This window comes from Bradyrhizobium sp. OK095, assembly GCF_900109945.1.
In the GTDB taxonomy this organism is placed as follows: Bacteria; Pseudomonadota; Alphaproteobacteria; order Rhizobiales; family Xanthobacteraceae; genus Bradyrhizobium.
The window spans coordinates 77,571-99,588 of the sequence record NZ_FOBX01000007.1 but is presented as its reverse complement, the minus strand read 5'-3'; the positions used below and the strand labels follow the sequence as shown (position 1 = coordinate 99,588).

At 63.7% G+C, this 22,018-nt stretch carries 18 protein-coding genes and 2 pseudogenes; 10 read left to right on the top strand and 10 right to left on the bottom strand.

Annotated elements, in window-relative coordinates; translation table 11 throughout:
* Positions 1-305: 305 nt before the first annotated feature.
* Positions 306-2,969, bottom strand: a complete 2,664-nt coding sequence (locus BMW89_RS19365) for a glycosyltransferase (RefSeq protein ID WP_092028607.1) — start codon at positions 2,967-2,969, stop codon at positions 306-308.
* A gap of 215 nt (positions 2,970-3,184) precedes the next feature.
* On the bottom strand, positions 3,185-3,781 hold the full coding sequence (locus BMW89_RS19360; RefSeq protein ID WP_092028606.1) for a beta-1-3, beta-1-6-glucan biosynthesis protein: 597 nt from the start codon (positions 3,779-3,781) through the stop codon (positions 3,185-3,187).
* A gap of 339 nt (positions 3,782-4,120) precedes the next feature.
* Here BMW89_RS19360 and BMW89_RS19355 point away from each other — a divergent pair, with 339 nt between their 5' ends.
* A complete protein-coding gene (locus tag BMW89_RS19355) occupies positions 4,121-5,680 on the top strand; it encodes a glycoside hydrolase family 17 protein (protein ID WP_143062797.1) in 1,560 nt (519 codons plus the stop codon).
* Here the strand turns inward: BMW89_RS19355 and BMW89_RS19350 are convergent.
* The 3 genes from BMW89_RS19350 to BMW89_RS19340 all read right to left on the bottom strand — a co-directional run bounded on the left by BMW89_RS19350 (position 5,640) and on the right by BMW89_RS19340 (position 8,102).
* On the bottom strand, positions 5,640-6,020 hold the full coding sequence (locus BMW89_RS19350) for a hypothetical protein (protein WP_092028605.1): 381 nt from the start codon (positions 6,018-6,020) through the stop codon (positions 5,640-5,642). The two genes, BMW89_RS19355 and BMW89_RS19350, sit on opposite strands and share 41 nt — an antisense overlap.
* A 96-nt stretch (positions 6,021-6,116) precedes the next feature.
* Entirely contained in the window at positions 6,117-6,617 is a 501-nt protein-coding gene (locus BMW89_RS19345; protein ID WP_177196170.1) for a hypothetical protein, read from the bottom strand.
* Positions 6,618-6,743: 126 nt separating this feature from the next.
* On the bottom strand, positions 6,744-8,102 hold the full coding sequence (locus BMW89_RS19340) for a hypothetical protein (protein WP_092028603.1): 1,359 nt from the start codon (positions 8,100-8,102) through the stop codon (positions 6,744-6,746).
* A gap of 175 nt (positions 8,103-8,277) precedes the next feature.
* On the opposite strand from BMW89_RS19340, the gene glmU reads away from it, so the two are divergent.
* Together glmU and BMW89_RS19330 are read left to right on the top strand one after the other, a co-directional pair.
* Positions 8,278-9,645: a bifunctional UDP-N-acetylglucosamine diphosphorylase/glucosamine-1-phosphate N-acetyltransferase GlmU gene (glmU, locus tag BMW89_RS19335; RefSeq protein ID WP_092028602.1), complete on the top strand. Its 1,368-nt coding sequence runs from the start codon at positions 8,278-8,280 to the stop codon at positions 9,643-9,645.
* Positions 9,646-9,689: 44 nt separating this feature from the next.
* Entirely contained in the window at positions 9,690-9,875 is a 186-nt protein-coding gene (locus BMW89_RS19330; protein WP_143062796.1) for a hypothetical protein, read from the top strand.
* Positions 9,876-9,884: 9 nt separating this feature from the next.
* Here the strand turns inward: BMW89_RS19330 and BMW89_RS19325 are convergent, their stop codons facing one another.
* The gene (locus BMW89_RS19325) at positions 9,885-10,115 is read right to left on the bottom strand and encodes a hypothetical protein (protein ID WP_092028906.1); all 231 of its coding nucleotides are present in this window, start codon (positions 10,113-10,115) and stop codon (positions 9,885-9,887) included.
* A 220-nt stretch (positions 10,116-10,335) separates the two neighbouring features.
* On the opposite strand from BMW89_RS19325, the gene glmS reads away from it, so the two are divergent.
* From glmS to BMW89_RS38415, 4 genes and pseudogenes are all read left to right on the top strand, one after another.
* Entirely contained in the window at positions 10,336-12,162 is a 1,827-nt protein-coding gene (gene glmS, locus BMW89_RS19320) for a glutamine--fructose-6-phosphate transaminase (isomerizing) (protein ID WP_092028600.1), read from the top strand.
* Between the two features lie 89 nt (positions 12,163-12,251).
* Positions 12,252-13,022, top strand: coding sequence for a DUF502 domain-containing protein (locus BMW89_RS19315; RefSeq protein WP_092028599.1), 771 nt, complete (start codon positions 12,252-12,254; stop codon positions 13,020-13,022).
* A 106-nt stretch (positions 13,023-13,128) separates the two neighbouring features.
* Entirely contained in the window at positions 13,129-13,986 is an 858-nt protein-coding gene (locus BMW89_RS19310) for an NAD(P)-dependent oxidoreductase (RefSeq protein WP_092028598.1), read from the top strand.
* A gap of 133 nt (positions 13,987-14,119) precedes the next feature.
* A pseudogene (locus BMW89_RS38415) lies at positions 14,120-14,848 on the top strand (serine hydrolase domain-containing protein); the annotation flags it as partial.
* A gap of 302 nt (positions 14,849-15,150) precedes the next feature.
* On the opposite strand, the gene BMW89_RS19300 reads toward BMW89_RS38415, so the two are convergent.
* Positions 15,151-15,681 (bottom strand): P-loop NTPase family protein, encoded by a 531-nt coding sequence (locus BMW89_RS19300; RefSeq protein WP_092028596.1) that lies wholly within the window; start codon positions 15,679-15,681, stop codon positions 15,151-15,153.
* Positions 15,682-15,855: 174 nt separating this feature from the next.
* Between BMW89_RS19300 and BMW89_RS19295 the strand changes: the two genes are divergently transcribed.
* The 3 genes from BMW89_RS19295 to panE all read left to right on the top strand — a co-directional run bounded on the left by BMW89_RS19295 (position 15,856) and on the right by panE (position 18,198).
* On the top strand, positions 15,856-16,245 hold the full coding sequence (locus tag BMW89_RS19295) for a hypothetical protein (RefSeq protein WP_092028595.1): 390 nt from the start codon (positions 15,856-15,858) through the stop codon (positions 16,243-16,245).
* A 101-nt stretch (positions 16,246-16,346) separates the two neighbouring features.
* The gene (locus BMW89_RS19290; RefSeq protein ID WP_092028594.1) at positions 16,347-17,174 is read left to right on the top strand and encodes a helix-turn-helix domain-containing protein; all 828 of its coding nucleotides are present in this window, start codon (positions 16,347-16,349) and stop codon (positions 17,172-17,174) included.
* Positions 17,175-17,268: 94 nt separating this feature from the next.
* The gene (gene panE / locus BMW89_RS19285) at positions 17,269-18,198 is read left to right on the top strand and encodes a 2-dehydropantoate 2-reductase (protein ID WP_092028593.1); all 930 of its coding nucleotides are present in this window, start codon (positions 17,269-17,271) and stop codon (positions 18,196-18,198) included.
* Here panE and BMW89_RS19280 read toward each other — a convergent pair.
* The 3 genes and pseudogenes from BMW89_RS19280 to recG form a co-directional block, all read right to left on the bottom strand.
* Positions 18,195-18,503 (bottom strand): annotated as a pseudogene (locus BMW89_RS19280) (ATP-dependent DNA helicase RecG); the annotation flags it as partial. The gene panE and the pseudogene BMW89_RS19280 sit on opposite strands and share 4 nt — an antisense overlap.
* A 123-nt stretch (positions 18,504-18,626) precedes the next feature.
* Positions 18,627-19,781, bottom strand: a complete 1,155-nt coding sequence (locus BMW89_RS19275) for a hypothetical protein (protein WP_092028592.1) — start codon at positions 19,779-19,781, stop codon at positions 18,627-18,629.
* A gap of 33 nt (positions 19,782-19,814) precedes the next feature.
* A complete protein-coding gene (recG, locus tag BMW89_RS19270) occupies positions 19,815-21,923 on the bottom strand; it encodes an ATP-dependent DNA helicase RecG (RefSeq protein ID WP_092028591.1) in 2,109 nt (702 codons plus the stop codon).
* Positions 21,924-22,018 lie beyond the last annotated feature (95 nt).

Here is a 22,018-nt window from a genome sequence, read left to right as displayed (position 1 = left end):
AAGAGGTTGCCATCGTGTTCGGACATTTGAGAAGCATGTCTTGCCGCTGCGCGTAACTTGCGTCGCGGGGAAAAACCGGCTGTTTCCGGATCATGCTTTCGGCCCGCGCTGTGTAGGGGGAGTGGCTGCGGAGGTCAATAGCGGGAGTGGCTGCCGAAACTCGTGGCAGGAGCGGGGATTTGCGTGCGCTATCCGCCGCTTAGGCCCGGATGCTCAACCCGATTGGCGGGCAGCTATCCACGTCGAACAGCGGCATTGGTGTGTCAGCGCGAACGTCTTGCTCGCGCCGGAGGGCCGTCCTGCCGTCAGTTCGCCTCCCGCCGCACCTCGCTCGGCACCGGCTGTGCGGTGCTGCCGGGGGTCGGCAGCGCGACCGGGCGCAGGCCGATCAGCTCGGCAGTGCGGATCGCGCTGTCGCGCCAGAACTGGAACGAGTTGATGCGGCTGAGCTCGAGGATGGCGATCGCGACCGCGGCCAGGAACGGCAGGCTTTGCAGCACCAGGACGCCTGCGAAGATGTAGATCTCGGTGATCTGCCGAAAACTGTTGGAGGCGACCAGCACGCCGGCGCCGACCAGGAGCAAGGTGCCGATCACGGCCTCCCAGAATGCCTGGAACTCGATCGACATCCTGCTGAGGCCGCCCTTGGAGGTGCGCGCGAACGCGATGTGCTCGGTGATGAGGCCCTGCGCCACCGCGCGCGACACCGTCCATTGCACGCTCATCGCGGCGATCATGGCGCCCAGCATCTGGCCGGGTTTGATCGCGACGCGCGCGCGGTACATCGACAGGAAGTGTGCGAGCGAGACGACGAAGGCGCCGATGATCGGCAGCGTCAAAATCTTGTCGGGGATGGCGATGTCGGCGAAGGCGACGATCGGCACCCAGACGAGGTTGAGCAGCGCCACGACCACGCCGAGGCTTTCGGCGCCCAGCCAGTTCAGCCAGCCCAGGCCGTATTCGCGCTTCTGGTCGGGCGTCAGCCGGCTCTTGCCGGGCAGGAAGTTGCGCCAGTGCTTCTTCACGATCTGGAGGCCGCCATAGGCCCAGCGGTGACGCTGCTTCTTGAAGGCCTCGTAGGTGTCGGGGAGCAGGCCCTGGCCGTAGCGGTGGCGGGTGTAGTGCGTGGTCCAGCCGAGCTGCTGGATCGCAAGGCCGAGATCTGAGTCCTCGCAGATCGTGTCGCTCGACCAGCCGCCGGCCATGTCCATCGCGGCGCGGCGGATCAGGCACATCGTGCCGTGCACGATGATGGCGTTGACCTCGTTGCGCTGGACCATGCCGATGTCGAAGAAGCCGGCATATTCGCCGTTCATGATGTAGTGCATGATCGACAGATCGCCGTCGCGATGCTCCTGCGGCGCCTGCACGAGGCCGACGCGCGGGTCGGCGAAAGCCGGCACCAGGTCCTTCAGCCAATCGGGGTCGACGACATAGTCGGCATCGAGGATGCCGATGATCTCGGCATCGACGGCGGTGCGGTCCATCGCGATGCGCAGCGCGCCGGCCTTGAAACCCTGCACCTTCTCGGCGTTGATGAACTTGAAGCGTTCACCGAGTGCGCGGCAATGGTCCTGGATCGGCTGCCAGAAGGCCGGATCGGGCGTGTTGTTGATGATGACCACGCATTCGTAGTTCGGATAGTTCAGTCGCGACAGCGCATCGAGCGTCTGCTTCAGCATCTCGACCGGCTCGAAATAAGCGGGGATGTGGATCGAGACTTTTGGATAGTAATTCTCGGGGACGTTCTCGACCGGCTTGCTCTTGGCGAGCAGCCGTTGCGGCGGCCGGCCGAAGGCGACAGCCGCGATCTCGTCGATGCGCGCCATCGCGATCAGCACGAGCGGAACAAGCAGGATCATGCCGAGCGTGAGCGCGAACGCCGAGCCGAAGATGAAATAGTGCCCGTTCCAGAACGCGAACACGATGGCAGCCCAGGTGCCGACGCCGTTAGCAGTCGCCGACAGCAAAAATGCCTGCCTCGCGGTCGGCTGCTCCAGCCGCAGGATCGGCAGCGACAAGAGGACGCCGACCAAGAGCGCAATCGTCATCAGCTTCCAATAGTCGGGGTTCTCGACCGGGCCGGTCCAGGCAAATTTCGGCTCGCGGCTGGCGTTGAGGATGCCCCAGTAGGGACCGACGCCGCCTTCGAAGTATTTCCAGGGCTGATCGATCGCTTCGACGATGTTGTATTCCATGCCGATGGCTTCGGCGCGGCTGACGAAATTGCGCAAGGTCAGCGCCTGCTGGAACTGACCCGGATCGGCACTGCGAAGGTTATAGCCCTGGCTCGGCCAGCCGAACTCGGCGATCACGATGCGCTTGCCGGGGAACAGATTGCGCAGCAAATTGTAGCGGTCGACACCTTGGTCGACCGCCTGGTCGGAGCGGAAGTTTTCCCAATAGGGCAGCACGTGGGCGGCGATGAAGTCGACGTTGGAGGCAAGGTCGGGGTTGTCGCGCCAGATGTTCCAGATCTCGCCGGTGGTCACGGGCACGCGGACCGCGCCCTTCACCTTCTTGATCATGTCGATGAGGTCTTCGACCTTCTGCTCGCCGCGGTAGATCACCTCGTTGCCGACGACGACGCCGTTGACGTTGCTGTTCTTGCGGGCGAGCTCGATGGCGGCCTTGATCTCGCGCTCGTTGCGATCCGGGTCCTTGTCGATCCAGGCGCCGACCGTGACCTTGATGCCGAATTCGGCGGCGATGGGCGGCACCAACTCGTTGCCTTCCGTCGCCGAGTAGGAGCGGATGGCACGCGTGATGGTGGAGAGCTTTTTCATGTCGGCGCGAATCTTGTCGGGATCGACGTTGTTGTCGACGACATGGCCGGGTTCGAACGGAGTGTAGGAGAGGCTCGGCAACAGGCCCTTGAAGTCAGGCGCGGGCTCCTTGTCGCGCAGGACTCCCCACAGCCCGGCGTGAAGCAGGGACACGAGCAACAGAACGGCGGCGACAACGCGCATCGCGGCTAAACCAAAAGGGGCTGAGGTGGCAGGGAAGCGGATCCGACCCCGAGATCCGACCGAGTCCGCGGCAAAGGGAGCATACCTCTGCCGCGCGGTTTCACAACTGTCATGGCCTCATGACCGTATGAGGGCATGACAGTTTCGGAGTGTGCGGCAGTGCCAACCGTCTCTATCGCCGATCGTTCCTGAACGGCAGCTGAAACGATCCGCAATTATTTCGGGGGCGCCGGCGATGGGCTTGCCGCGGGCGAGGGGCTCGCGGCCGGCTGCGGGGCTTGCGAATTGCCTGTGGTCGGCGCTGCCGGCTGGGAGGCCGCGGCCGCCGCCTGCTGCGGCTGGGAGGCCGGATTAATCCAGCAAGCGTGCACACGGCTGTCCAGGGTCTCGGCGACCTTGGGATCGATCTGGCCGCCGAACCGGGTCAGGCAGCGGAAGGCGGCCTGGATGTGGCCGCCGGGGCAGCCGAAGCGGTCATAGAGGTCGAGATGTCGGAACGCGGTATCGAGGTCATCCCGCCACATCAGACGGACCACGCGCCGGCCGAGCCAGACGCATTCGGGATTGCCGGCCGGGCCGTTGATGACCTGGGCGGCTTCGGCGAACTCGTCGGTGCGGCGCTGGTTCTGGGCGGCGTCCTTGGCGGCGGCGTCGGCAGGCTGGGCGGCTGCCTTGCTCTGGTCGGGGGCGGGCGTGCCGCTCTGGGCGGAGGCGCTAGCGAGGCCGGCCAGAGCCAGAAGGGAGGAGACGGCCAAGGTGGCGGCGAACTGCCGCAGGACCGCATTTCGTGACTGACGCACCCGTTGCCGCATGAATTCCCCAATTTCTCCGCTCACCGCCGGCGCCAGGATCCCGCGGACGCGCTAGCTGATGGCGTCCAAATGGGTCTCCAATGCGGCGGAAAAGTCCCGCAAAATCCCATGACCTGTATTTCGAATTTTGTCCAGCAAAGTCACGATCCTAGGCCTCTGTCGAACGGCCGCAGGTAAATTGCTCAGGTAAATTCCTTGGGGGAGCGGGCGCCACCCCGGTGACACCCCTTGGCAGACGGCGTGCGAGCAGGTAATCGACGGCACCTCGGGAGGACGGAACCTATTTCTCTTCGTACGCCACTGGCGCTTCTGCTCGTTTCACTGGGTGCGATTGCTGCCGTGTGGTGGTGGCTGGCCACGCCGATCACGCTCGCGCGCGCCCCGATTGATCCCGCCGACAAGGTTCAGTGCGTCTCCTACGCGCCGTTCCGCGGCGAGCAGTCGCCGCTGAACGCATGGACCCATATCGAGGCCGACCAGATTGAGCAGGATCTGCGCCAGCTCAAGGAGATCACCGACTGCGTCCGCACCTATTCGATGGAGAACGGGCTCGACCAGGTGCCGGCGATCGCCGCCAGGATCGGCGGGCTGAAGGTGCTGCAAGGCATCTGGCTCTCCAGCAACCGCTCCAAGAATCTTGAGCAGGCTGCGCTGGCGGTCCGCCTCTCCAAGGATTTCCCCGGAATCATCACCGCGGTCATCGTCGGCAACGAGGTGCTGCTGCGCGGCGAGATGACGACCACCGACCTCGTCTCCATCATCCGCTCGGTGAAGGCCCAGGTCAGCGTGCCCGTCACTTATGCCGACGTCTGGGAGTACTGGCTCAGGAATCGCGAGGTCTACGACGCCGTCGACTTCGTCACGATCCACATCCTGCCCTATTGGGAGGATTTTCCGGTCAAGGCGAAGTTCGCAGCAAGCCATGTCGAGGCGATCCGCGAGCGCATGGCGGTGGCATTCCCTGGCAAAGAGATCCTGATCGGCGAAACCGGCTGGCCCAGCGAAGGACGCATGCGCGAGGGCGCGCTGCCGTCGCGTACCAACCAGGCGCGCGTGGTCTCGGAAATCCTCAGCCTGGCAAAGGCGCAGAAATTCCGCGTCAATCTGATCGAGTCCTACGACCAGCCATGGAAGCGCAAGCTGGAAGGCACTGTCGGCGGTTACTGGGGTCTGTATGACTCGGTGCGCCGGAACCTGAAATATCCGCCCGGCCAGCCGATCAGCAATTTCCCTTACTGGAAATGGTACATGGGCGCGGGCATGAGCCTGTGCGTGCTGGTGTTCGCGGTCGCCGGCCTGACGCTGCGCAGGCGGCCGTGGACGCCGCGCTTCTCGGCCTGGCTCGGGGTGGCGATCTCGGCGACGTCGGCGGGCATCCTGCTCGGGATCGGCGCCGACAAGATGTATTACGAGAGCTACGGCTGGGCGGGCTGGCTGCATTGGGGAGCGCTGCTGCTGGCCGGCATCCTATCGCCGATCTTCTGCGCGCAGGCGATGGTGATCGGCCGGAGCTTGCCGACCTTCCTCGACCTGCTCGGTCCGCGCGAGGGCCGCAAATGGTCGAAGCTCACGGCCGTGCTCGGCCTGACGCTGGCGGTGAGCGCGGTGATCGCGGCGGAGACCGCGCTCGGCTTCGTGTTCGACCCGCGCTACCACGACTTCCCCTACGCCTCGCTGACGATGGCGGTGGTGCCGTTCGCGTTGCTGATGTTGAACCGGCCGCAGATCGGCCAGCGTCCGATCGCGGAAGCGGTGTTTGCGGGCGTGCTCGCGCTGTCGGCGGTCTTTGTGCTGATCAACGAAGGCCGCGACAATTGGCAGTCGCTGTGGACCTGCGCGATCTATCTCTTGTTCGCGTTCACGCTGTGGCGGGCGCGGGCCGAGCAAATCCAAGAATGAACAGGCCGATCGCAAGGCCCGCCAGCAAGACATTGTAGAGCACGATGCCGAGGCCGGCGGCGATGATGCCGACGGTCAGGAGCACGATCGACGGCCGCATCAGGTTCAGCGTCGCCGCCACCAGCGCGACAATCCCGAACACCGAATTCTTGAACAGCACCGTCGAGACCGAGCGCGCCTTGCAGATCAACGTCTGGAGGCCGGCGTCGCAGGCGAGCCCGACGGTCGAGTTCTCGATGCCAAGATAGCGCAGATAGAGCGCATAGCCGACGGATGCGAAGCCGACGACGAGCAGGAACTGCACCTGGTAGGGCGTGAGGCGGAAGGGCTTTTTTGTCATGGGCGCAATATGGTCGGGAAGAAGGGAGGGGGCAACAGGGGAGGTCGATAATTCTCCTGACCCGTGTGGACCAAACCGGAGCAAAGCTATCGCCGTCTAGTTGGCGAAGACGTTGCCCTCCTGAACCGAGCAGGATGCCGGTCCTGCCGAAACGGATTCGAACTCGAGCATCTTGCCGGTCGCGTTGCTGCGCACCGTTGCCGCGCCGCCGCCGGACTTGCCAGTCAGCACTTCGGCGCTGCATGACGACCCGCCGTCGAACGTGACGCGGATCCGGCGGCCGAGCCCGTGATTGTTGGCGGTCGAAATCAGGGTGTTGCCCTGGAAGGTCACGGCACCGGCGCCGTCGGCACCGCTTCCGCTGTCGCCGACACGATCCTTCGACCCCGAGGTGCGTCCGTTCGCCGTCGTCGAGGTCAGGCGTTTGAACAGTTGACCTTTGGTGCTGACATAGACGGTGAACGAGAGCGGGATGGAGACCGACTTGAAGGCGCCTTCGCCTTGTACGCGCTGGCTCCGCGCTTCATTCCAGCTGACACGCAACGTCTTGCCGTAAAAGCTCTGGGGGGCTGCCTGCGCGCTCGATGCAATGGTCATTCCGGCAGCGACGACAAACAATTTCAATCCGCGCATTGAAAGCAATTCCTTCTCAAATGGGCGACTTAAAAATAGAAGACGCTGAATTGGGGCCTGCGATCAATCGTTCCGCAAATTGCGAATTCTCTATCGCCTGAAGAACGACGACAATGTCGATCCCGCAGACGCCGTCTCCGGCTTGGCTGCTGCTGCCGGCTGCGCCGCTGGTGCCGGCGCCGGCTCTTCGCGCTTCGATGAGCGCTTTGACGAATAACCGCGGCGATGCTTGTCCGGCTTGGCGGCGGGCGCAGGCGCCGTCTCGGCTTGCGGCACCGAATCCTGGGTCTTCTCGGAGTTCTTCTCCAAAACCCTGTCCTGAGACTTTTCTTGTCCCTTGTCCGATCCGCCGCGCAGTGACAGGCGCTGGCCGTCGAACACGGTGGTCTCGCAATGGCGATCGCTTTCGGCGAGGCCGGCGCAGAGCTTTGCCGCGGCGGCGGCGTTGATCAGCGGGCCGGCACCCAGGCGAAGCTGCATGCCGAGGCCGGTGGTGCCTTCCTTGATCATGATGATCGGCCGCAGCGCCGCTATTTCCGGATTGGATTTGCTCACGCCGCGCCAGAGCGCGCGCAGGCCATCGAGCGAGTTGGCGCCGCCGAGATCGATCGCAAAGCGAGTCTGTTGAACCGCAATTGAAGGCGCTTCGCTCTCGGCTGCCTCCGGCGGCTTGGCTGGCACGGCTGCGACTTCGGTCGGGGCGGGCGCCGGCTCGGGCTTCTTCTCGCTCGTATCGGGCTGAACCAGTTTCGACGCGGCCGGATCGGGCGGCGCCATGATCGACTTGGACGGCACCAGCGGAAGCATCGGCAGCGCCGACGTCGTCATGGGTGACTGCTGCACGAGCGAAGCGGCAGCCGCAGTCTGCGGCGGCGGGCCTGCCGGCTCCTTGGCGGCGTCCTTCGAAGTTTCCTTCGATGATTCCTTGGCGGCCTCCGCGCGCGGCTTGTCGCTCGCTGGTGCCGGCGTCGAGGCGACCGGCGCGATAGTGGGGGCTGGCGGTCCAACCAGACCGGGGGCGTCCTGCGGCTTCGCTGCGGAGGCCTGCGGCGTCACTGCGTTCTGTTTCGCGATCGCGCCGGTGGCGGAATCGAGCCCTTGCTCCAGCACGGTGACGCGCGAATAGAGCCGGTCGCGATCGGTGTTCAGCGTCTCGATCGCGGAGGCGAGACGTCGAGCCTCGTTCTGGCTCTCCTTGGTCAGCATCTGCAACCGGTCGGCCTGGCGCGCGAGATCGGCGGAGGCGACCTGGTCGCGGCGCCAGCCGAGTTGGGCCTGGTTGGCGAACACCGCGAGCACGACGGCGCCGACGGCGGCCACGCCCCACGAGCCCAGCCGCCACATCATGCGGCGGTCGAACGAGCTTTCTTCGGCCAAAAGTCCGGAGAACAGCCCGCCGGTCTCCTTGTCGCCGAAGGCGTCCGCCAGTGGGTCGGAATCCTTTGCCATGAACGTTAAGTGCCCAGCCCCTGTCCGGCTTCCCCCGAATCAATCAAGGAACATTAACAGGAAAAGCGTGTCGCACTTGAACTCCGGGCGTTTGCGGGGGTAGCAAGGCAGCAAGCATGAGGGCGGCCTTCCGCCTGCCGCGCCCATTGATTCGGCCGTATCTGACAGGATTTCGATGACCGCCCGTTCCAGCCTCACGATCGTGCTCGCCGCCGGCGAAGGCACGCGTATGCGATCGAGCTTGCCGAAAGTGCTGCACCCGGTCGCTCACCAGACGCTGCTCGCCCATGTGCTCGCCGCCGCACCTAAGGGAACCGGCACGTCGCTGGCCGTCGTGATCGGTCCCGACCATCAGGCCGTCGCGGACGAGGCGAAGCGCATTCGGCCCGACGCACTCACTTTCGTGCAGAGCGAGCGGCTCGGTACCGCGCATGCCGTGCTGGCGGCGCGCGAGGCGATCGCGCGCGGTGTGGACGATCTCCTGATCGCCTTCGGCGACACGCCGCTGATCTCGGCCGAGACTTTTGCGCGGCTGCGCGCGCCGCTCGCCAGGGGCGCTGCGATTGCTGCGCTCGGTTTTCGTGCCGCCGATCCCACCGGCTACGGCCGCTTCATCGTCGAGGGCGCCCGCCTGGTCGCGATCCGCGAGCAGGCTGATGCCAACGATGCCGAGCGCAAGATCAATCTGTGCAATGCCGGCGTGATGGCGATCGACGGACGCCGCGCGCTCGAAATCCTCGACAAGATCGGCAATGCCAATTCCAAGGGCGAATTTTATCTGACGGATGCGGTCGGCATCGTCCGCGAGCAGGGATGGGAGTCCGTGGTGATCGAGACCAGCGAGGACGAGGTGCGCGGCATCAACACCAAGGCGCAGCTTGCGGAAGCGGAAGCCGTGATGCAGGCGCGGCTGCGCAAGACGGCGATGGAGGCCGGCGTCACACTGATCGCCCCTGAGACTGTCTACTTGTCCGCCGACACATCGTTCGGCAAAGACGTGACCATCGAGCCGTTCGTGGTGATTGGCCCAGGCGTGTCCATCGCCGACGGCAGCGTGATCCATTCCTTCTCGCACATCGTGCAGACCACGCTCGGCAAGAACGTCTCGATCGGCCCCTATGCGCGCTTAAGGCCCGGCACCTCGCTCGGCGACGGCGCGCGGATCGGCAATTTCGTGGAGACCAAGGCGGCGACGCTGGAGGCCGGCGTCAAGGTCAACCATCTCTCCTACATTGGCGACGCCACCATCGGCGCCAACTCCAACATCGGCGCCGGCACCATCACCTGCAACTACGACGGCTTCAGGAAGCACCAGACGGTCATCGGGCAGGGCGCCTTCGTCGGCACCAACTCCTCGCTGGTCGCACCGGTGAAAATCGGCAACGGCGCCTATATCGGCTCGGGCTCGGTGATCACGCGCGACGTGCCCGACGACGCGATGGCGCTGGAGCGCAGCCCGCAGACCATCAGGGAAGGCGGCGCGGCGCGTTATCGCGAGATGAAGACGCGGGGCAAGAAGCTGGAAAAGAAGCCGGAGAAATGAGCGGCGCGTGCCGATCCCTGATCGGTGTCGCTAGGGGCGTGCTCGTGGACGACGACTTCATCGACGATACCATCACATTCCTCGTCAATCGCGTCATCACGCCGCCGGGACAATGGGTGCTGGAACAGTTCAGCGAGCGCCGGCCAAACGAGATCGCATCGCTGTTCACCGGAATAGCGTTCTGGGCGTTCGTCGTTTTCCTCGTCTTTGCCCTGGTGCTGGGGTGGTGAGGCGCGCCGCTAGTCGTCGTCTGCGACGTCCGAGACCATCGCGCGCGTCAAGCGCCAGCCGCGCGGCCTGGCGCGCTTTACCGGTTCGCCGGCTGCCTGCGTCATGAGGACAGGCTTGCTTTCCTTGCCTCGCTCCATGGCGCGCTGTGGCGGCGGCCAATGCGCAAGGTGCGTGCCTGTGGTCTCGCTTGCGCGCACCAACGTCGATGACAGACCCTTGCGGTCGGACGAGCCTTTCATGGCCATATCTCCCTCAGGGGAAATCGTTGGCCAAATTTGTTGACAACAAGTTAATCCACGCGGTTTAACGCCGACCAAATCGACGCAGTCGACGCAGGACGCGAGCCCGCGCTGTCTCAATCAGCAATAATTATTGAGTATCTGGTTCCTTAGGAACTTCGCTAAAAACCGAGCGCGTCGTTTAGGCGATTTTTCGACGATTTGGGGGATATTGATCCGCATGTGCGGGATTGTCGGCATTCTCGGGCGCGAACCGGTTGCAGAGCAATTGGTGGATTCGCTCAAACGTCTTGAATATCGCGGCTACGATTCCGCGGGCGTCGCCACGCTCGAAGGCAAGCATCTCGAGCGCCGCCGCGCCGAGGGCAAGCTGAAGAATCTGGAGAAGCGGCTGGAAGCCGAGCCGCTCAAGGGCACGACCGGCATCGGTCACACCCGCTGGGCCACCCACGGCAAGCCGACCGTCAACAACGCCCATCCGCACGCGACCGAGCGCGTCGCCGTGGTCCACAACGGCATCATCGAGAATTTCCGCGAGCTGCGCGAGGAGCTCGAGAAGAAGGGTACGGTCTTCCACACTCAGACCGACACCGAGATCGTGCTGCATCTCGTCGACGATCTGCTGACACGCGGCAACAAGCCCGTGGAAGCGGTGAAGCTGACGCTGGCGCGGCTGCGCGGCGCCTTCGCGCTCGGCTTCATCTTCGCCGGCGAAGACGACCTCATGATCGGCGCCCGCAACGGCCCGCCGCTTGCGATCGGCTATGGCGACGGCGAGATGTATCTCGGCTCCGACGCCATTGCGCTTGGCCCGTTCACCGACACGATCAGCTATCTGGAAGACGGCGACTGGGTCGTGCTGACCCACACGAGCGCCACGGTCTTCGACAAGGACGGCCACGCCGTCCAGCGCGAGAAGATCAAGCACGCCGCCTCGACCTCGCTGGTCGACAAGGCCAACTACCGTCATTTCATGGCGAAAGAGATCCACGAGCAGCCGGAAGTGGTCGGCCACACCTTGGCGCGCTATGTCGACATGGCGACCGAGCGCGTCTCGCTGCCGGTCAAGCTGCCGTTCGACTTCAAGAACATCCAGCGCATCAACATCACGGCCTGCGGTACCGCGAGCTATGCCGGCTTCGTCGCAAAATACTGGTTCGAGCGCTTTGCGCGGGTGCCGGTCGAGGTCGATGTCGCCTCCGAATTCCGCTACCGCGAGGCGCCCTTGCGCAAGGGCGATCTTGCGATCTTCATCTCGCAATCGGGCGAGACCGCGGACACGCTGGCTGCGCTGCGCTACGCCAAGGCCGAGGGCGTGCACACGGTGGCCATCGTCAACGTGCCGACCTCGACGATCGCGCGCGAGAGCGAGACCGTGCTGCAGACGCTGGCCGGCCCCGAGATCGGCGTTGCCTCGACCAAGGCTTTCACCTGCCAGCTGATGGTGCTGGCAAATCTTGCGATCGCAGCCGGCAAGGCCCGCGGCGAACTGTCCGACGAGGACGAGACCAAGCTGGTTCATGGCCTCGTCGAAATCCCGCGTCTGATGTCGGCCGCGCTCACCACCGAGGTTCAGATCGAGAAGCTGGCGCGCGAGATCGCGAAATCGCGCGACGTGCTCTATCTCGGCCGCGGCACCAGCTTCCCGCTGGCGCTCGAAGGCGCGCTGAAGCTGAAGGAGATCTCCTACATCCACGCCGAAGGCTATGCCGCCGGCGAGCTCAAGCACGGCCCGATCGCGCTGATCGACGAGACCATGCCGGTCGTCGTCATCGCGCCCTACGACCGCGTGTTCGAGAAGACCGTCTCGAACATGCAGGAGGTCGCCGCCCGCGGCGGCAGGATCATCCTGATGACCGACGCCAAGGGCGCGGAGGAGGCGACCGTCGAGTCCCTCGTCACCATCGTCATGCCCGACATGGCGGCAGCCTTCACGCCGATGGTCTATGCCGTCCCCGTGCAGCTGCTCGCCTATCACACGGCTGTTATCATGGGCACCGACGTGGATCAGCCGCGCAACCTCGCCAAATCGGTGACCGTGGAATAGGCACAAGGGATCAGGCCGGAACGCTAGGTACTCTTTCAAAACCTGCTAGAAGACCCTAGCTTGAGTGCTGCGACCGACCTGGAACCAGAATGACCACCCGCGACGACGCGCCTGCGCCGCTTGATCCCGCGCCGGAACCGCATACCGGCCTGATGGGCCGCTTCCGCAACTATTTTCTGACCGGCCTCGTCGTGACGGGGCCGATCGCGATCACCGTCTATCTGGTCTGGTGGTTCGTCACCTGGGTTGACGGCGTGGTGCGGCCGTTCATTCCGCTGGCTTATCGGCCCGAAACCTACATGCCCTACGTCATTCCCGGCTGGGGACTGATTGTCGCGTTCTTCACGCTGACGCTGGTCGGCTTCCTCGCCGCCAATCTGATCGGCCGGACGCTGGTCGACGTCGGCGAGACGTTTCTCGGCCGCATCCCGGCGGTGCGCGCCATCTACCGCGGCCTGAAGCAGGTGTTCGAGACGCTGTTCTCGGGCAAGGGCTCGAGCTTCCGCAAAGTCGGCCTGGTCGAATTTCCCTCGCCGGGCATGTGGTCGATTGTGCTGATCTCGCAGTCGCCGAACGAAGAGGTCGCGCGCAGCCTGCCGGGACAGGAGGAGCATGTCTCGGTGTTTCTGCCGTGCTCGCCCAACCCGACCACGGGCTTCTTCTTCTACGTGCCCAAAAGCAAAATCGTCGAGGTCGACTTGAGCACCGAGGATGCCGCGACTCTGATCATGTCGGCCGGCGTGGTGCAGCCGGGCGCGGCGCCCGATCCGAAAAAGGCAGCCGCACTCGCGGGCATGGCGAATGCCGCGCGCATCGCCAATGCGTCGGCGCTCCGGCCCCAGCCTGCGAAGGTGGAGTAGGGCCATTCCCCTGCGGGATGGCCGCATTCACGCAAAGCAGTTTCGTCCTCTGCTAGTGTTCCGGTTGAATTGAGCGCCTCGCTCGGAATTCGACCTGGAGTGCACGATGTCCAAAACCATAGCGATTCTCGCCCCCGGCGCCATGGGCAGCGCCGTGGCCCGTCGCATGAGCGAAAACGGCGCGCGCGTGCTGACGTCGTTGAAGGGGCGGAGCGAAGCGACGCTGAAACGCGCCGCGGATGCCGGCATGGTCGGCGCCGAGGACGAGGCGATCGCGGACGCCGACATCATCCTCTCGATCGTGCCGCCGGGCGAAGCCGTGGCTTTGGCCGAACGCCTGGCCGCGCTGATCGTGCGGCGCGCCAGCAAGCCGCTCGTGGTCGACTGCAACGCGGTCAACGTCGACACGGTGCAGCGGATTGAGGCGATCATCGGCTCGGCACAGGCGCCGTTCGTGGATGGCGGCATCATCGGCTTCCCGCCGCAGCCCGGCGGTAAGAGCCCGGCTTTCTATGTGTCCGGCGAGCACGCCAAAGACGTCGCGGTGCTGAAAGATTTCGGCCTCGACGTGCGGATCGTCGAAGGTCCGGTCGGTGCAGCCTCGGCGCTCAAAATGTCTTACGCCGGTATCGTCAAGGGCCTCGCCGGAATCAGCTCGGCCATGGTGGTCGCGGCCACGAAAGCAGGCGCCGCGGATGCGCTGCGCGACGAGCTCGCGCTGAGCCAGCCCGCGATTCTGGCGCGGCTCGAAGTCGCGCTGCCGGACATGCTTCCAAAAGCCTATCGCTGGGTTGCGGAGATGCGGGAGATTTCCGGCTTCCTCGGCGCTGATCATCCGGCGAGCCAGATCTACGAGGGCTTTGCGAAATGGTTCGAGCACCTCGCCGCGGACGCGAAAGGCGAAGCGATCGATGCTGACCTGATGAAAGCGTTTGCCGCGAGCATCGCGAAGAAAAAAGCCTAGGACAGCTGCTCAACAATCAGGCGTTGCGCAGCCAGTTTGAGCACCTTTTAAGTCCACGGCGCCGCAAAAGGGACACAGGCGCAACGCCAACTCTTGATTGGCCGTCGCGGGGAATGGTCGCGGAGAATCTCACATGCGGGCATGGGGTAGTGTCGTCGCGGCGTTGTGCGCCTTCACTTTGAGTCCTGTCGGAGTTCAGATCGCGTCGGGAGCCGAAGCCGCATCGAGCTGCGGCATTCCCGCGGACATCCATGACGGATGGACGATGACCGCGCCGGAAAAGCAGGGGTTGAATGCGACACTGCTCTGCGCGATGGACGACGGCATCAGCGGCGGCAAGCTCGCCAACGTGGACGACATCGTCATCGTTCGTCACGGCGTGCTCGTCTACGAGCGCTACTACTCGCGTTTCGACGCGACTACTCGGCACAACGGTTATTCCATGACCAAAAGCGTGGTCTCGCTGCTGGTCGGAATCGCCATGGATCGCGGCCTGATCAAGGATCTGGACACGCCGGTTGTTTCGTACTTTCCGGACAATGCCGATCTCCGTATGCCCGACAAGGACCCCATCACCCTTCGCCATCTCCTGACGATGTCAGCGGGATTGGGCTCCAGCAAAGCTCCCGGTATCTCTTTCGCGTACAGCGACGGGGAAACGGAGCTTATTGGAGCTATCCTGAAGAAGGTCACGGGAAAGACCGTCGATGTTCTCGCTCAGGAAAACCTGTTCGCGCCGCTTGGCATCAAAGATGTGAATTGGCGTCAAGATCCGTTCAGCGGTCTTCCGGCGTCGGCCAACGGGCTGAGTCTACGCCCTCGCGACTGGGCGAAAATCGGCCAGCTTGTTCTCAACCGTGGCGTTTGGGAGGGGCAGCAGATCGTTCCGGCGTCCTGGGTAGATCATCGACGGCTGAGCAGATCGAGACGGATGAGCCGCTCTCTGGTGGCTATGGATATCAGTGGTGGCTTGGTCGATCACCGGACAAGGACCGCGACGTTCAATGGGTTGCTGCGAAGGGCTTCAATTCCCAGAAGATCATCGTCATCCGCTCGCTCGACATGGTTGTCGTCTTCAACGCGTCCCGGCAATCCAAATACATGGTCGCTCCCGAGCTGGACCTCCTGGACCGATACATTTTGCCCGCGACTTCAAAGGATGCATCACGGACAGTCTCTGAGCTGCGCTGAAACGGAATCCAGAAAATTCGCGATGTCCCGGTCCCGTCTCAGGCGCACGACCGGAACATCCGGGCCGTATTGCACGCGTTCGGCCTCGATGACGGGCGCGCGCGCCACCTCGTAGCGCCACGCCTCCCTCATCAATCTCCAGTCGAACTGTTCCGGGCCCCCCTCGGGCAGATCGGGCCGCGTCGTGTCGCGATCGAAGGCCGAGCGCCAGAGAATGCGCCATTGGCAGAGCCAGCGCGGGCGGTCGATGACGACCAGAAGCTCGGCACGCGCAAGTGTGAGGTCGAACGCCAGCCCAGAGAAGCTGCCGTCGACGACCCATGCATCGCCCGAGGTCGCCTCCGCAACGCGTGTCCGAAAGCTTGCCGTGTCGGATGGCTTCCAGCCCGGCTGCCAGTACAGCACGTCGAGATGCACCACGGGCAATCGGAGCTTTCGTCCGAGATTCCGGGAGAGGCTGGTCTTTCCGCTTCCCTGGGAGCCAACGACGATGATCCGGCGCATGGTGGGAAGGTTTCACGAAATTGGCATCAGCGAAAGGTCAGGCCTTCCGGACTCGCTTTATTACCTCGCATGTAATTGAGCCGATCCGCAGCCTGACTAGTCTCCCGCTCATCCACCCGCCGGGACGCGTTCGAGGTTCCTGCCGGGCGTGTGTCACAGCATGAGGAGAGAGACATGCAAGCCGTGTTTACGAAGAAGGAGCCGCCGCAATGGCTGCTCGACATGTGGAAGGAGATCGATGACAAGACCTTCGGGCCGGGTTTCGACTGCTTCGTGGAGGACGCCGTCTGCAATCTCGGCGTCGCCGACTGGAAGGGGCGCGAGGCGATCCGCGCCAATCTGAAGGCCTTCATCGACACCGGCTTCACTGCGCGGCATCACGTCACCGAATATTGGGATGCGGGCTGGCTGAAGGTGTTTCGCGGCGTCGTGGACATGACGCCCAACGATGGTTCCATGAAGACGGTGCATCCGACGATGACGCACTTTTTCTACATGGACGAGCGGGACGACACCAAGGTGCGGCACTGGGTGGGTGCAGTGGGGCCCGTCGCCTTCGGTTGATTGTCCGCCATCGGCAACCCAAATGGTGCCTCGGGTGATCCGAGGCACCGACGCTCGCGCGTTGACGGCACGGCACCGTCCAAGGGAAGGATCGTTCGACAATGAAAGCGACCGCCGGCGCCCTCAGGGCACGCGCGACGTCTGCGGGCGCGCTGTTGCGTCAATGGCGGGACATTCGCGGTAAGACCCAGCTCGATCTGTCGTTCGATGCCGGCGTTTCGCAGAAGCACATCAGCTTCGTCGAGAGCGGCCGCAGCATCCCGAGCCGGCAGATGCTGCTCGATCTTGCCCAGGCCCTCGACGTTCCCTTGCGCGAGCGAAACGAGCTGCTGCTGGCTGCCGGCTACGCGCCGACTTACTCCGATCCCGCGCTCGAGGCGCCCGCCATGATGAGCATCAACCGCGCCCTGCAACGGATGCTGCGCCAGCATGAGCCGTTTCCAGCGATTGTGATGGATCGCTACTGGAACGTGCTGATGACCAATGAGGCCGCGCCTGAGCTGTTCAACTGCTTCATCGACATGTCGGCACGTCCCGTTCCGCGAAACCTGCTGCACCTCATGTTCGATCCCGATGGCATGCGTCCCTTCATCGCGAACTGGCCACAGACCGCCCGCGGCCTGCTGGCACGGGTCCATCGCGAGGCGGTCGGGCATGTCGTCGATTTAAGGACGAAGGCGCTGCTGGAGGAGCTGTCGCGATACCCCGGCGTGAAGCCGGAATGGCGCGCGCCGTCGGCCTCCGATGCGATGCCGATGATCCCGCTCAGTTTCGTCAAGGATGGGGTGACACTCGACTATTTCTCCCTGATCACGACGGTCGGAACGCCGCAGACCGTGACGGCGGAAGAGCTGCGGCTCGAGTGCATGTTTCCCGCCAACGATGCGACCGAGGCAGAGCACGGCAGGTTCTTGCGCGCGCATGCGTAGCGATGCAATCCAGAGTCCCTCCGCGGAAAGATTCTGGATTGCTTCGCCGCGCTCGCAATGACAAGAATGGTCGCCGCATGCAATGGGAGTTCGAATGAGAGTTCTGGTAATCGGCGCGGGCGCGCTTGGCGGCTATTACGGAGCGCGTCTGGTCCGAGCGGGTGGCGACGTGACCTTTCTGGTGCGCGAGAAGCGGGCGCAGCAATTGCGGCAGAATGGTTTGCAGGTCGTGAGCCCGCATGGCGACTTTGCCGTGCAGCCGAAAATCGCCGTGGCGAACGACCTCAAGGAGACGTTCGACGTCGTGCTCGTCGGCGTCAAATCCTATTCGCTGGACGACGCGATGAGCCAGTTTGCCCCGGCCGTAGGCGCCAGCACGATGATTCTGCCGATACTCAACGGATTGAAACATATTGACGCCCTGATCGCGCGATTTGGCGCGAGCTGCGTCCTTGGCGGCCTCGCGAATGTCAGTGCCGGGCTCGACGGGGATGGTCGTGTCGTTCAGTTCATGGCCAATCAGACGATTGTCTTCGGCGAGATCACGGGTTCGCTGGGCGAGCGCACGTTGGCTCTGGAAGCGCTGCTCCATGTCCCCGGTATCGACGTGCGCGCCAGCGAAACGATCATGCAGGACATGTGGGAGAAGTTCGTCCAGCTCTCGACGCTCGCGGGCATCACCTGCCTGATGCGCGCGAGTGTCGGCGACATCCTGGCCGTGCCGAACGGCGAGCAATCGATCTTCCGCCTGTTCGCGGAATGCTGCGCCGTCGCGACGGCTTCAGGTTTTGAGCCACGCGCTCCGTTCATCGAGTTTGACCGAAAACTGTTCACCACCCTGGACTCGCCGCTCAAGGCCTCGATGCTGCGCGATATCGAGCGCGGTTCGATGACCGAGGCGGAGCATATCCTGGGCGATATGGCCAATCGCGCCCGTGCGCTCGGCATCGACACGCCGCTATTGGATTTGGCCCGGGCGCATGTGGCGGCCTACGAAGTCGGGCGGCAGAGAGCGGCCGGCTAACCCGCTCCGATCAGCGGGATCGCCTCGTCCCGCTCGTAGAGATACAGCAGGCAGCGCAGCGCTTCGCCGCGCTCGCCCTTCAGCTTTGGATCTTCCTTCAGGATGCGCAGCGCCTCGTCACGGGCCTGCGCGATGAGCTGGCCGTGGACTTCCGGGCGCGCGATGCGGTAGCCGGGCAGGCCGCTCTGGCGCACGCCCAGCACGTCGCCTTCGCCGCGCAGCTTCAGATCCTCCTCGGCGATGCGAAAACCATCGGTGGTCTCGCGGATCACCTTCAGCCGCGCTTTCGACATCTCGCCAAGCGGCCGCAGCCTCTCGAGCCGCGAGATTCTGCTCGATCTCACTTAACCATCGAGGAGAAGCCGTGGGCCTCTCCGTTGGGCGACGTCAGCCTCTTTTCCAAGGCACTCCCATATAAACAGACTTGATCATTGCCGCCGGCTAATGCGGTTGGAGAATTTCCTGAGGTCTTGAACAAAAAACCGCACGCTTGGCTCTCGAAGGAGTTTATCGATGACAAAGTTGTCCGTCACGCTACTGGCCACATCCATCAAACTTCCCAAGCCAATAGCGCCCAAACCAAGCGAAGCGGCAATTCTGATGGTCTTCGCAGTAGGCGTTTGAGCCATTGGCGTATCCTGCAGGATATCGACGTAAGCCGTAACCAGTTCCTTCTCACTTAGGTTCCGATGGCTGTGAAACCACTGTCGAAACGCTCGTGCGTGCTGGCTGCCGGATAGCTTGATAAACTTCGCGAAGGCGGCTTCATCATCGATAATCGCTCGTGAAATCGACGGGACGCTCGAATAGCTTAGAAAACGCCAAGCTAACTCACCAGATGCTTGGCCATTTGTTAAACGAGCCAGCTTCAAGGCGATCGAGTCTGCTATCGGCGATGCGGTATGCGTGCTCTCGCATTGAAAGTGACGCGCGAGATACAGTTCGATGTTTACAAGATGAAGTGCCAGGCAAGCATCGATTGGGTCGGTTTCAACCTTGGTACCCGGTCCAAGCACGCGAACTTGCATGGAGGGCATTCCGGGTAGGTCTAAGAGCGCTGGATTGGCGGTGGCAAACTCATCCTTCCACAGAGACGTTTGCTTTAGATCTGAAATGGTGTCCAGCTGAGTGGCACCCGATACCGCTGCCATTTCAAGTTCGCTTGTGCCAGCGAAGATAACGTTTATGAGTCGCTGTCGATTCTTGGGGGGACACTGCGCGTGAGTAAGCGCCGCGGATATGGACTCCGGCACGGGTGAACAGTCCGGTCGTTGCCCACTCGGATCCATGTATGCAACAACGGTTCCGTCGCCATTTCCTTGTACATAGCCAAGAGAGCCCCGCAGGCGGACGAATCCAATTCTGTCCTCGGCGATCAATGTCGCGAGATTTGCTTCTCCTACCAGCATTAGCAAGCCGGTGGCCGCAAGATAATCTTGTACCGGGATCAGGATCTTGTCATGGAGCAAGAGGTGGTCACATAGCGACTGAAATATCGCGTCGCTGCGCTCAAGATACCTAGCTAAATGTAAGCCATCGATGTTGAGTGGGGCGGAGAGATTGCCTGCCAGCACCTTCAGCATTTCTTACGTCTCCCCATCCACAGCCGTATCAGCTCAACCCGCCCCGATCAGCGGGATCGCCTCGTCCCGCTCGTAGAGATACAGCAGGCACCGCAGCGCCTCGCCGCGCTCGCCCTTCAGCTTCGGGTCGTCCTTGAGGATGCGCAGCGCCTCGTCGCGGGCCTGGGTGATGAGCTGGTCATGGACTTCCGGGCGCGCGATGCGGTAGCCGGGCAAGCCGCTCTGGCGCACACCCAGCACGTCGCCTTCGCCGCGCAGCTTCAGATCCTCCTCGGCGATGCGAAAACCGTCGGTGGTCTCGCGGATCACCTTCAGCCGCGCTTTCGACATCTCGCCAAGCGGCTCCGAGTAGAGCAGGAGGCAGGTCGAGGCCTCCGAGCCGCGCCCGATTCGGCCGCGCAATTGGTGCAGCTGGGCGAGGCCAAAGCGTTCGGCGTTCTCGATCACCATGATGGTCGCGGCCGGCACGTCGACGCCGACCTCGACCACGGTGGTGGCGACCAGCAGCCCGATCTCGTGGGCGGCGAACTGGCCCATCACGCGGTCCTTCTCGGTGCCCTTCATCTGGCCGTGAACGAGGCCGACGCGGTCGCCAAAACGTTTTTGCAGGCTCTCGAAACGCTTGGTCGCGTTGGTCAGGTGCTCGGTGCCCTCGGCCTCGGATTCCTCGACCAGCGGGCAGATCCAGTAGACCAGCTTGCCTGCCTCCAAGGCGCGGCCGATGCTGTCGGTGACCTCTCCGAGCCGGCTCATCGAGATGGTGCGGGTTTCGATCGGCTGGCGACCCGCGGGCTTTTCGCGGAGCTCGGAGATATCCATGTCGCCGAAATAGGTCAGCACCAGCGTTCGCGGAATCGGCGTCGCGCTCAGCACCAGCACGTCGACGGCTTCGCCCTTGGACGTCAGCGCAAGGCGCTCGCGCACGCCAAAGCGGTGCTGCTCGTCGACGATGGCGAGCGCGAGATTGCGAAAAATCACATCGTCCTGGATCAGCGCATGGGTGCCGACGAGGAGATTGATCTCGCCGGCTTCGAGTTGCGCCAACAGCTCGCGCCGCTCCTTACCCTTTTCCCGGCCGGTGAGGATCGCGACCCGCATGCCGGCACGCTCGGCGAGCGGCGCGATGGTCTTGATATGCTGGCGCGCCAGGATTTCGGTCGGGGCCATCAGCGCGGCCTGCTTGCCGGCCTCAGTGACGGCGGCAGCAGCGAGCAGCGCCACCACGGTCTTGCCGGAGCCGACGTCGCCCTGGAGCAGGCGCAGCATGCGCACAGGTTGTTGCAGATCGCTGGCGATCGCGGCGGCAGCGTCGCGCTGGGATGACGTCAGCGCATAGGGCAGGGCGTCGATGATCTTGTTGCGCAGATGCCCGTCGCCGGCGTTGCGCACGCCGGCCGGACGGCGCAGCTGCGCGCGGATCAGGGCGAGTGCGAGCTGGCCGGCGAGCAGCTCGTCGAAGGCGAGACGCGACCAGAACGGTTTTTCGGGCAGAATGTCCGTCAGCTCGACCGGCTGATGCACGCGATTGAGCGCCTCAGCAATCGGCGGAAAATTGCAGCGCCGCATCACCTCCGGGCTGATCCATTCCGGCAACGCCGGCAGCTTCAGGAGTGCCTGCGAGACCGCGCGGCGGAGCGAGCCGAGTGCCAGGCCTTCCGTCAGCGGATAAACGGGATCGATGCCGGAGAGCTTTGAGATCGCCTCCTCGTCCAGCACGCGGTCGGGATGCACGATCTGGGGAATGCCGTCATACGTCTGGAGCGTGCCGGAGACGTAACGCTTCTCGCCCATCGGCAGCAGCTTCTCGACATAGCCCGGCTTGGCACGAAAGAACGTCAGCACCACGTCGCCGGTATCGTCGCTGGCATAGACCAGATATGGCGCACGCGAATTGCGCGGCGGGGGCGGGCGATGGCGATCGACGGTGACCTCCAGCGTCACCATGGTTCCCTGGACCGCGTCGCGGATCTTTGGCCTGGCACGGCGGTCGATGACCTGGCTCGGCAGATGCAGCAACAGATCGACCAGCCGCGGCGTCTCGTTGCGGCTGAGCAGATATTGCAACAGCTTGTCCTGCTTCGGACCGACGCCGGGCAGGCTGGTCACGGGAGCAAACAGCGGATTGAGGAGGCTCGGGCGCATGGATGCGAATCTAGGATCGTTTCGCCCCGTCATGCCCGGCTTTCTGCCGGGCATCCACGGCTTTTTTCGTGCCCGCACGCGGGTATCGGGCCATG

Coding starts and splice junctions, on each gene's coding strand:
- BMW89_RS19365 (WP_092028607.1), bottom strand. CDS start 2,969: ATGCGCGTTGTCGCCGCCGTTCTGTTGCTCGTGTCCCTGCTTCACGCC.
- BMW89_RS19360 (WP_092028606.1), bottom strand. CDS start 3,781: ATGCGGCAACGGGTGCGTCAGTCACGAAATGCGGTCCTGCGGCAGTTC.
- BMW89_RS19350 (WP_092028605.1), bottom strand. CDS start 6,020: ATGACAAAAAAGCCCTTCCGCCTCACGCCCTACCAGGTGCAGTTCCTG.
- BMW89_RS19345 (WP_177196170.1), bottom strand. CDS start 6,617: ATGACCATTGCATCGAGCGCGCAGGCAGCCCCCCAGAGCTTTTACGGC.
- BMW89_RS19340 (WP_092028603.1), bottom strand. CDS start 8,102: ATGGCAAAGGATTCCGACCCACTGGCGGACGCCTTCGGCGACAAGGAG.
- glmU (WP_092028602.1), top strand. CDS start 8,278: ATGACCGCCCGTTCCAGCCTCACGATCGTGCTCGCCGCCGGCGAAGGC.
- BMW89_RS19325 (WP_092028906.1), bottom strand. CDS start 10,115: ATGAAAGGCTCGTCCGACCGCAAGGGTCTGTCATCGACGTTGGTGCGC.
- glmS (WP_092028600.1), top strand. CDS start 10,336: ATGTGCGGGATTGTCGGCATTCTCGGGCGCGAACCGGTTGCAGAGCAA.
- BMW89_RS19315 (WP_092028599.1), top strand. CDS start 12,252: ATGACCACCCGCGACGACGCGCCTGCGCCGCTTGATCCCGCGCCGGAA.
- BMW89_RS19310 (WP_092028598.1), top strand. CDS start 13,129: ATGTCCAAAACCATAGCGATTCTCGCCCCCGGCGCCATGGGCAGCGCC.
- BMW89_RS19300 (WP_092028596.1), bottom strand. CDS start 15,681: ATGCGCCGGATCATCGTCGTTGGCTCCCAGGGAAGCGGAAAGACCAGC.
- BMW89_RS19295 (WP_092028595.1), top strand. CDS start 15,856: ATGCAAGCCGTGTTTACGAAGAAGGAGCCGCCGCAATGGCTGCTCGAC.
- BMW89_RS19290 (WP_092028594.1), top strand. CDS start 16,347: ATGAAAGCGACCGCCGGCGCCCTCAGGGCACGCGCGACGTCTGCGGGC.
- panE (WP_092028593.1), top strand. CDS start 17,269: ATGAGAGTTCTGGTAATCGGCGCGGGCGCGCTTGGCGGCTATTACGGA.
- BMW89_RS19275 (WP_092028592.1), bottom strand. CDS start 19,781: ATGCTGAAGGTGCTGGCAGGCAATCTCTCCGCCCCACTCAACATCGAT.
- recG (WP_092028591.1), bottom strand. CDS start 21,923: ATGCGCCCGAGCCTCCTCAATCCGCTGTTTGCTCCCGTGACCAGCCTG.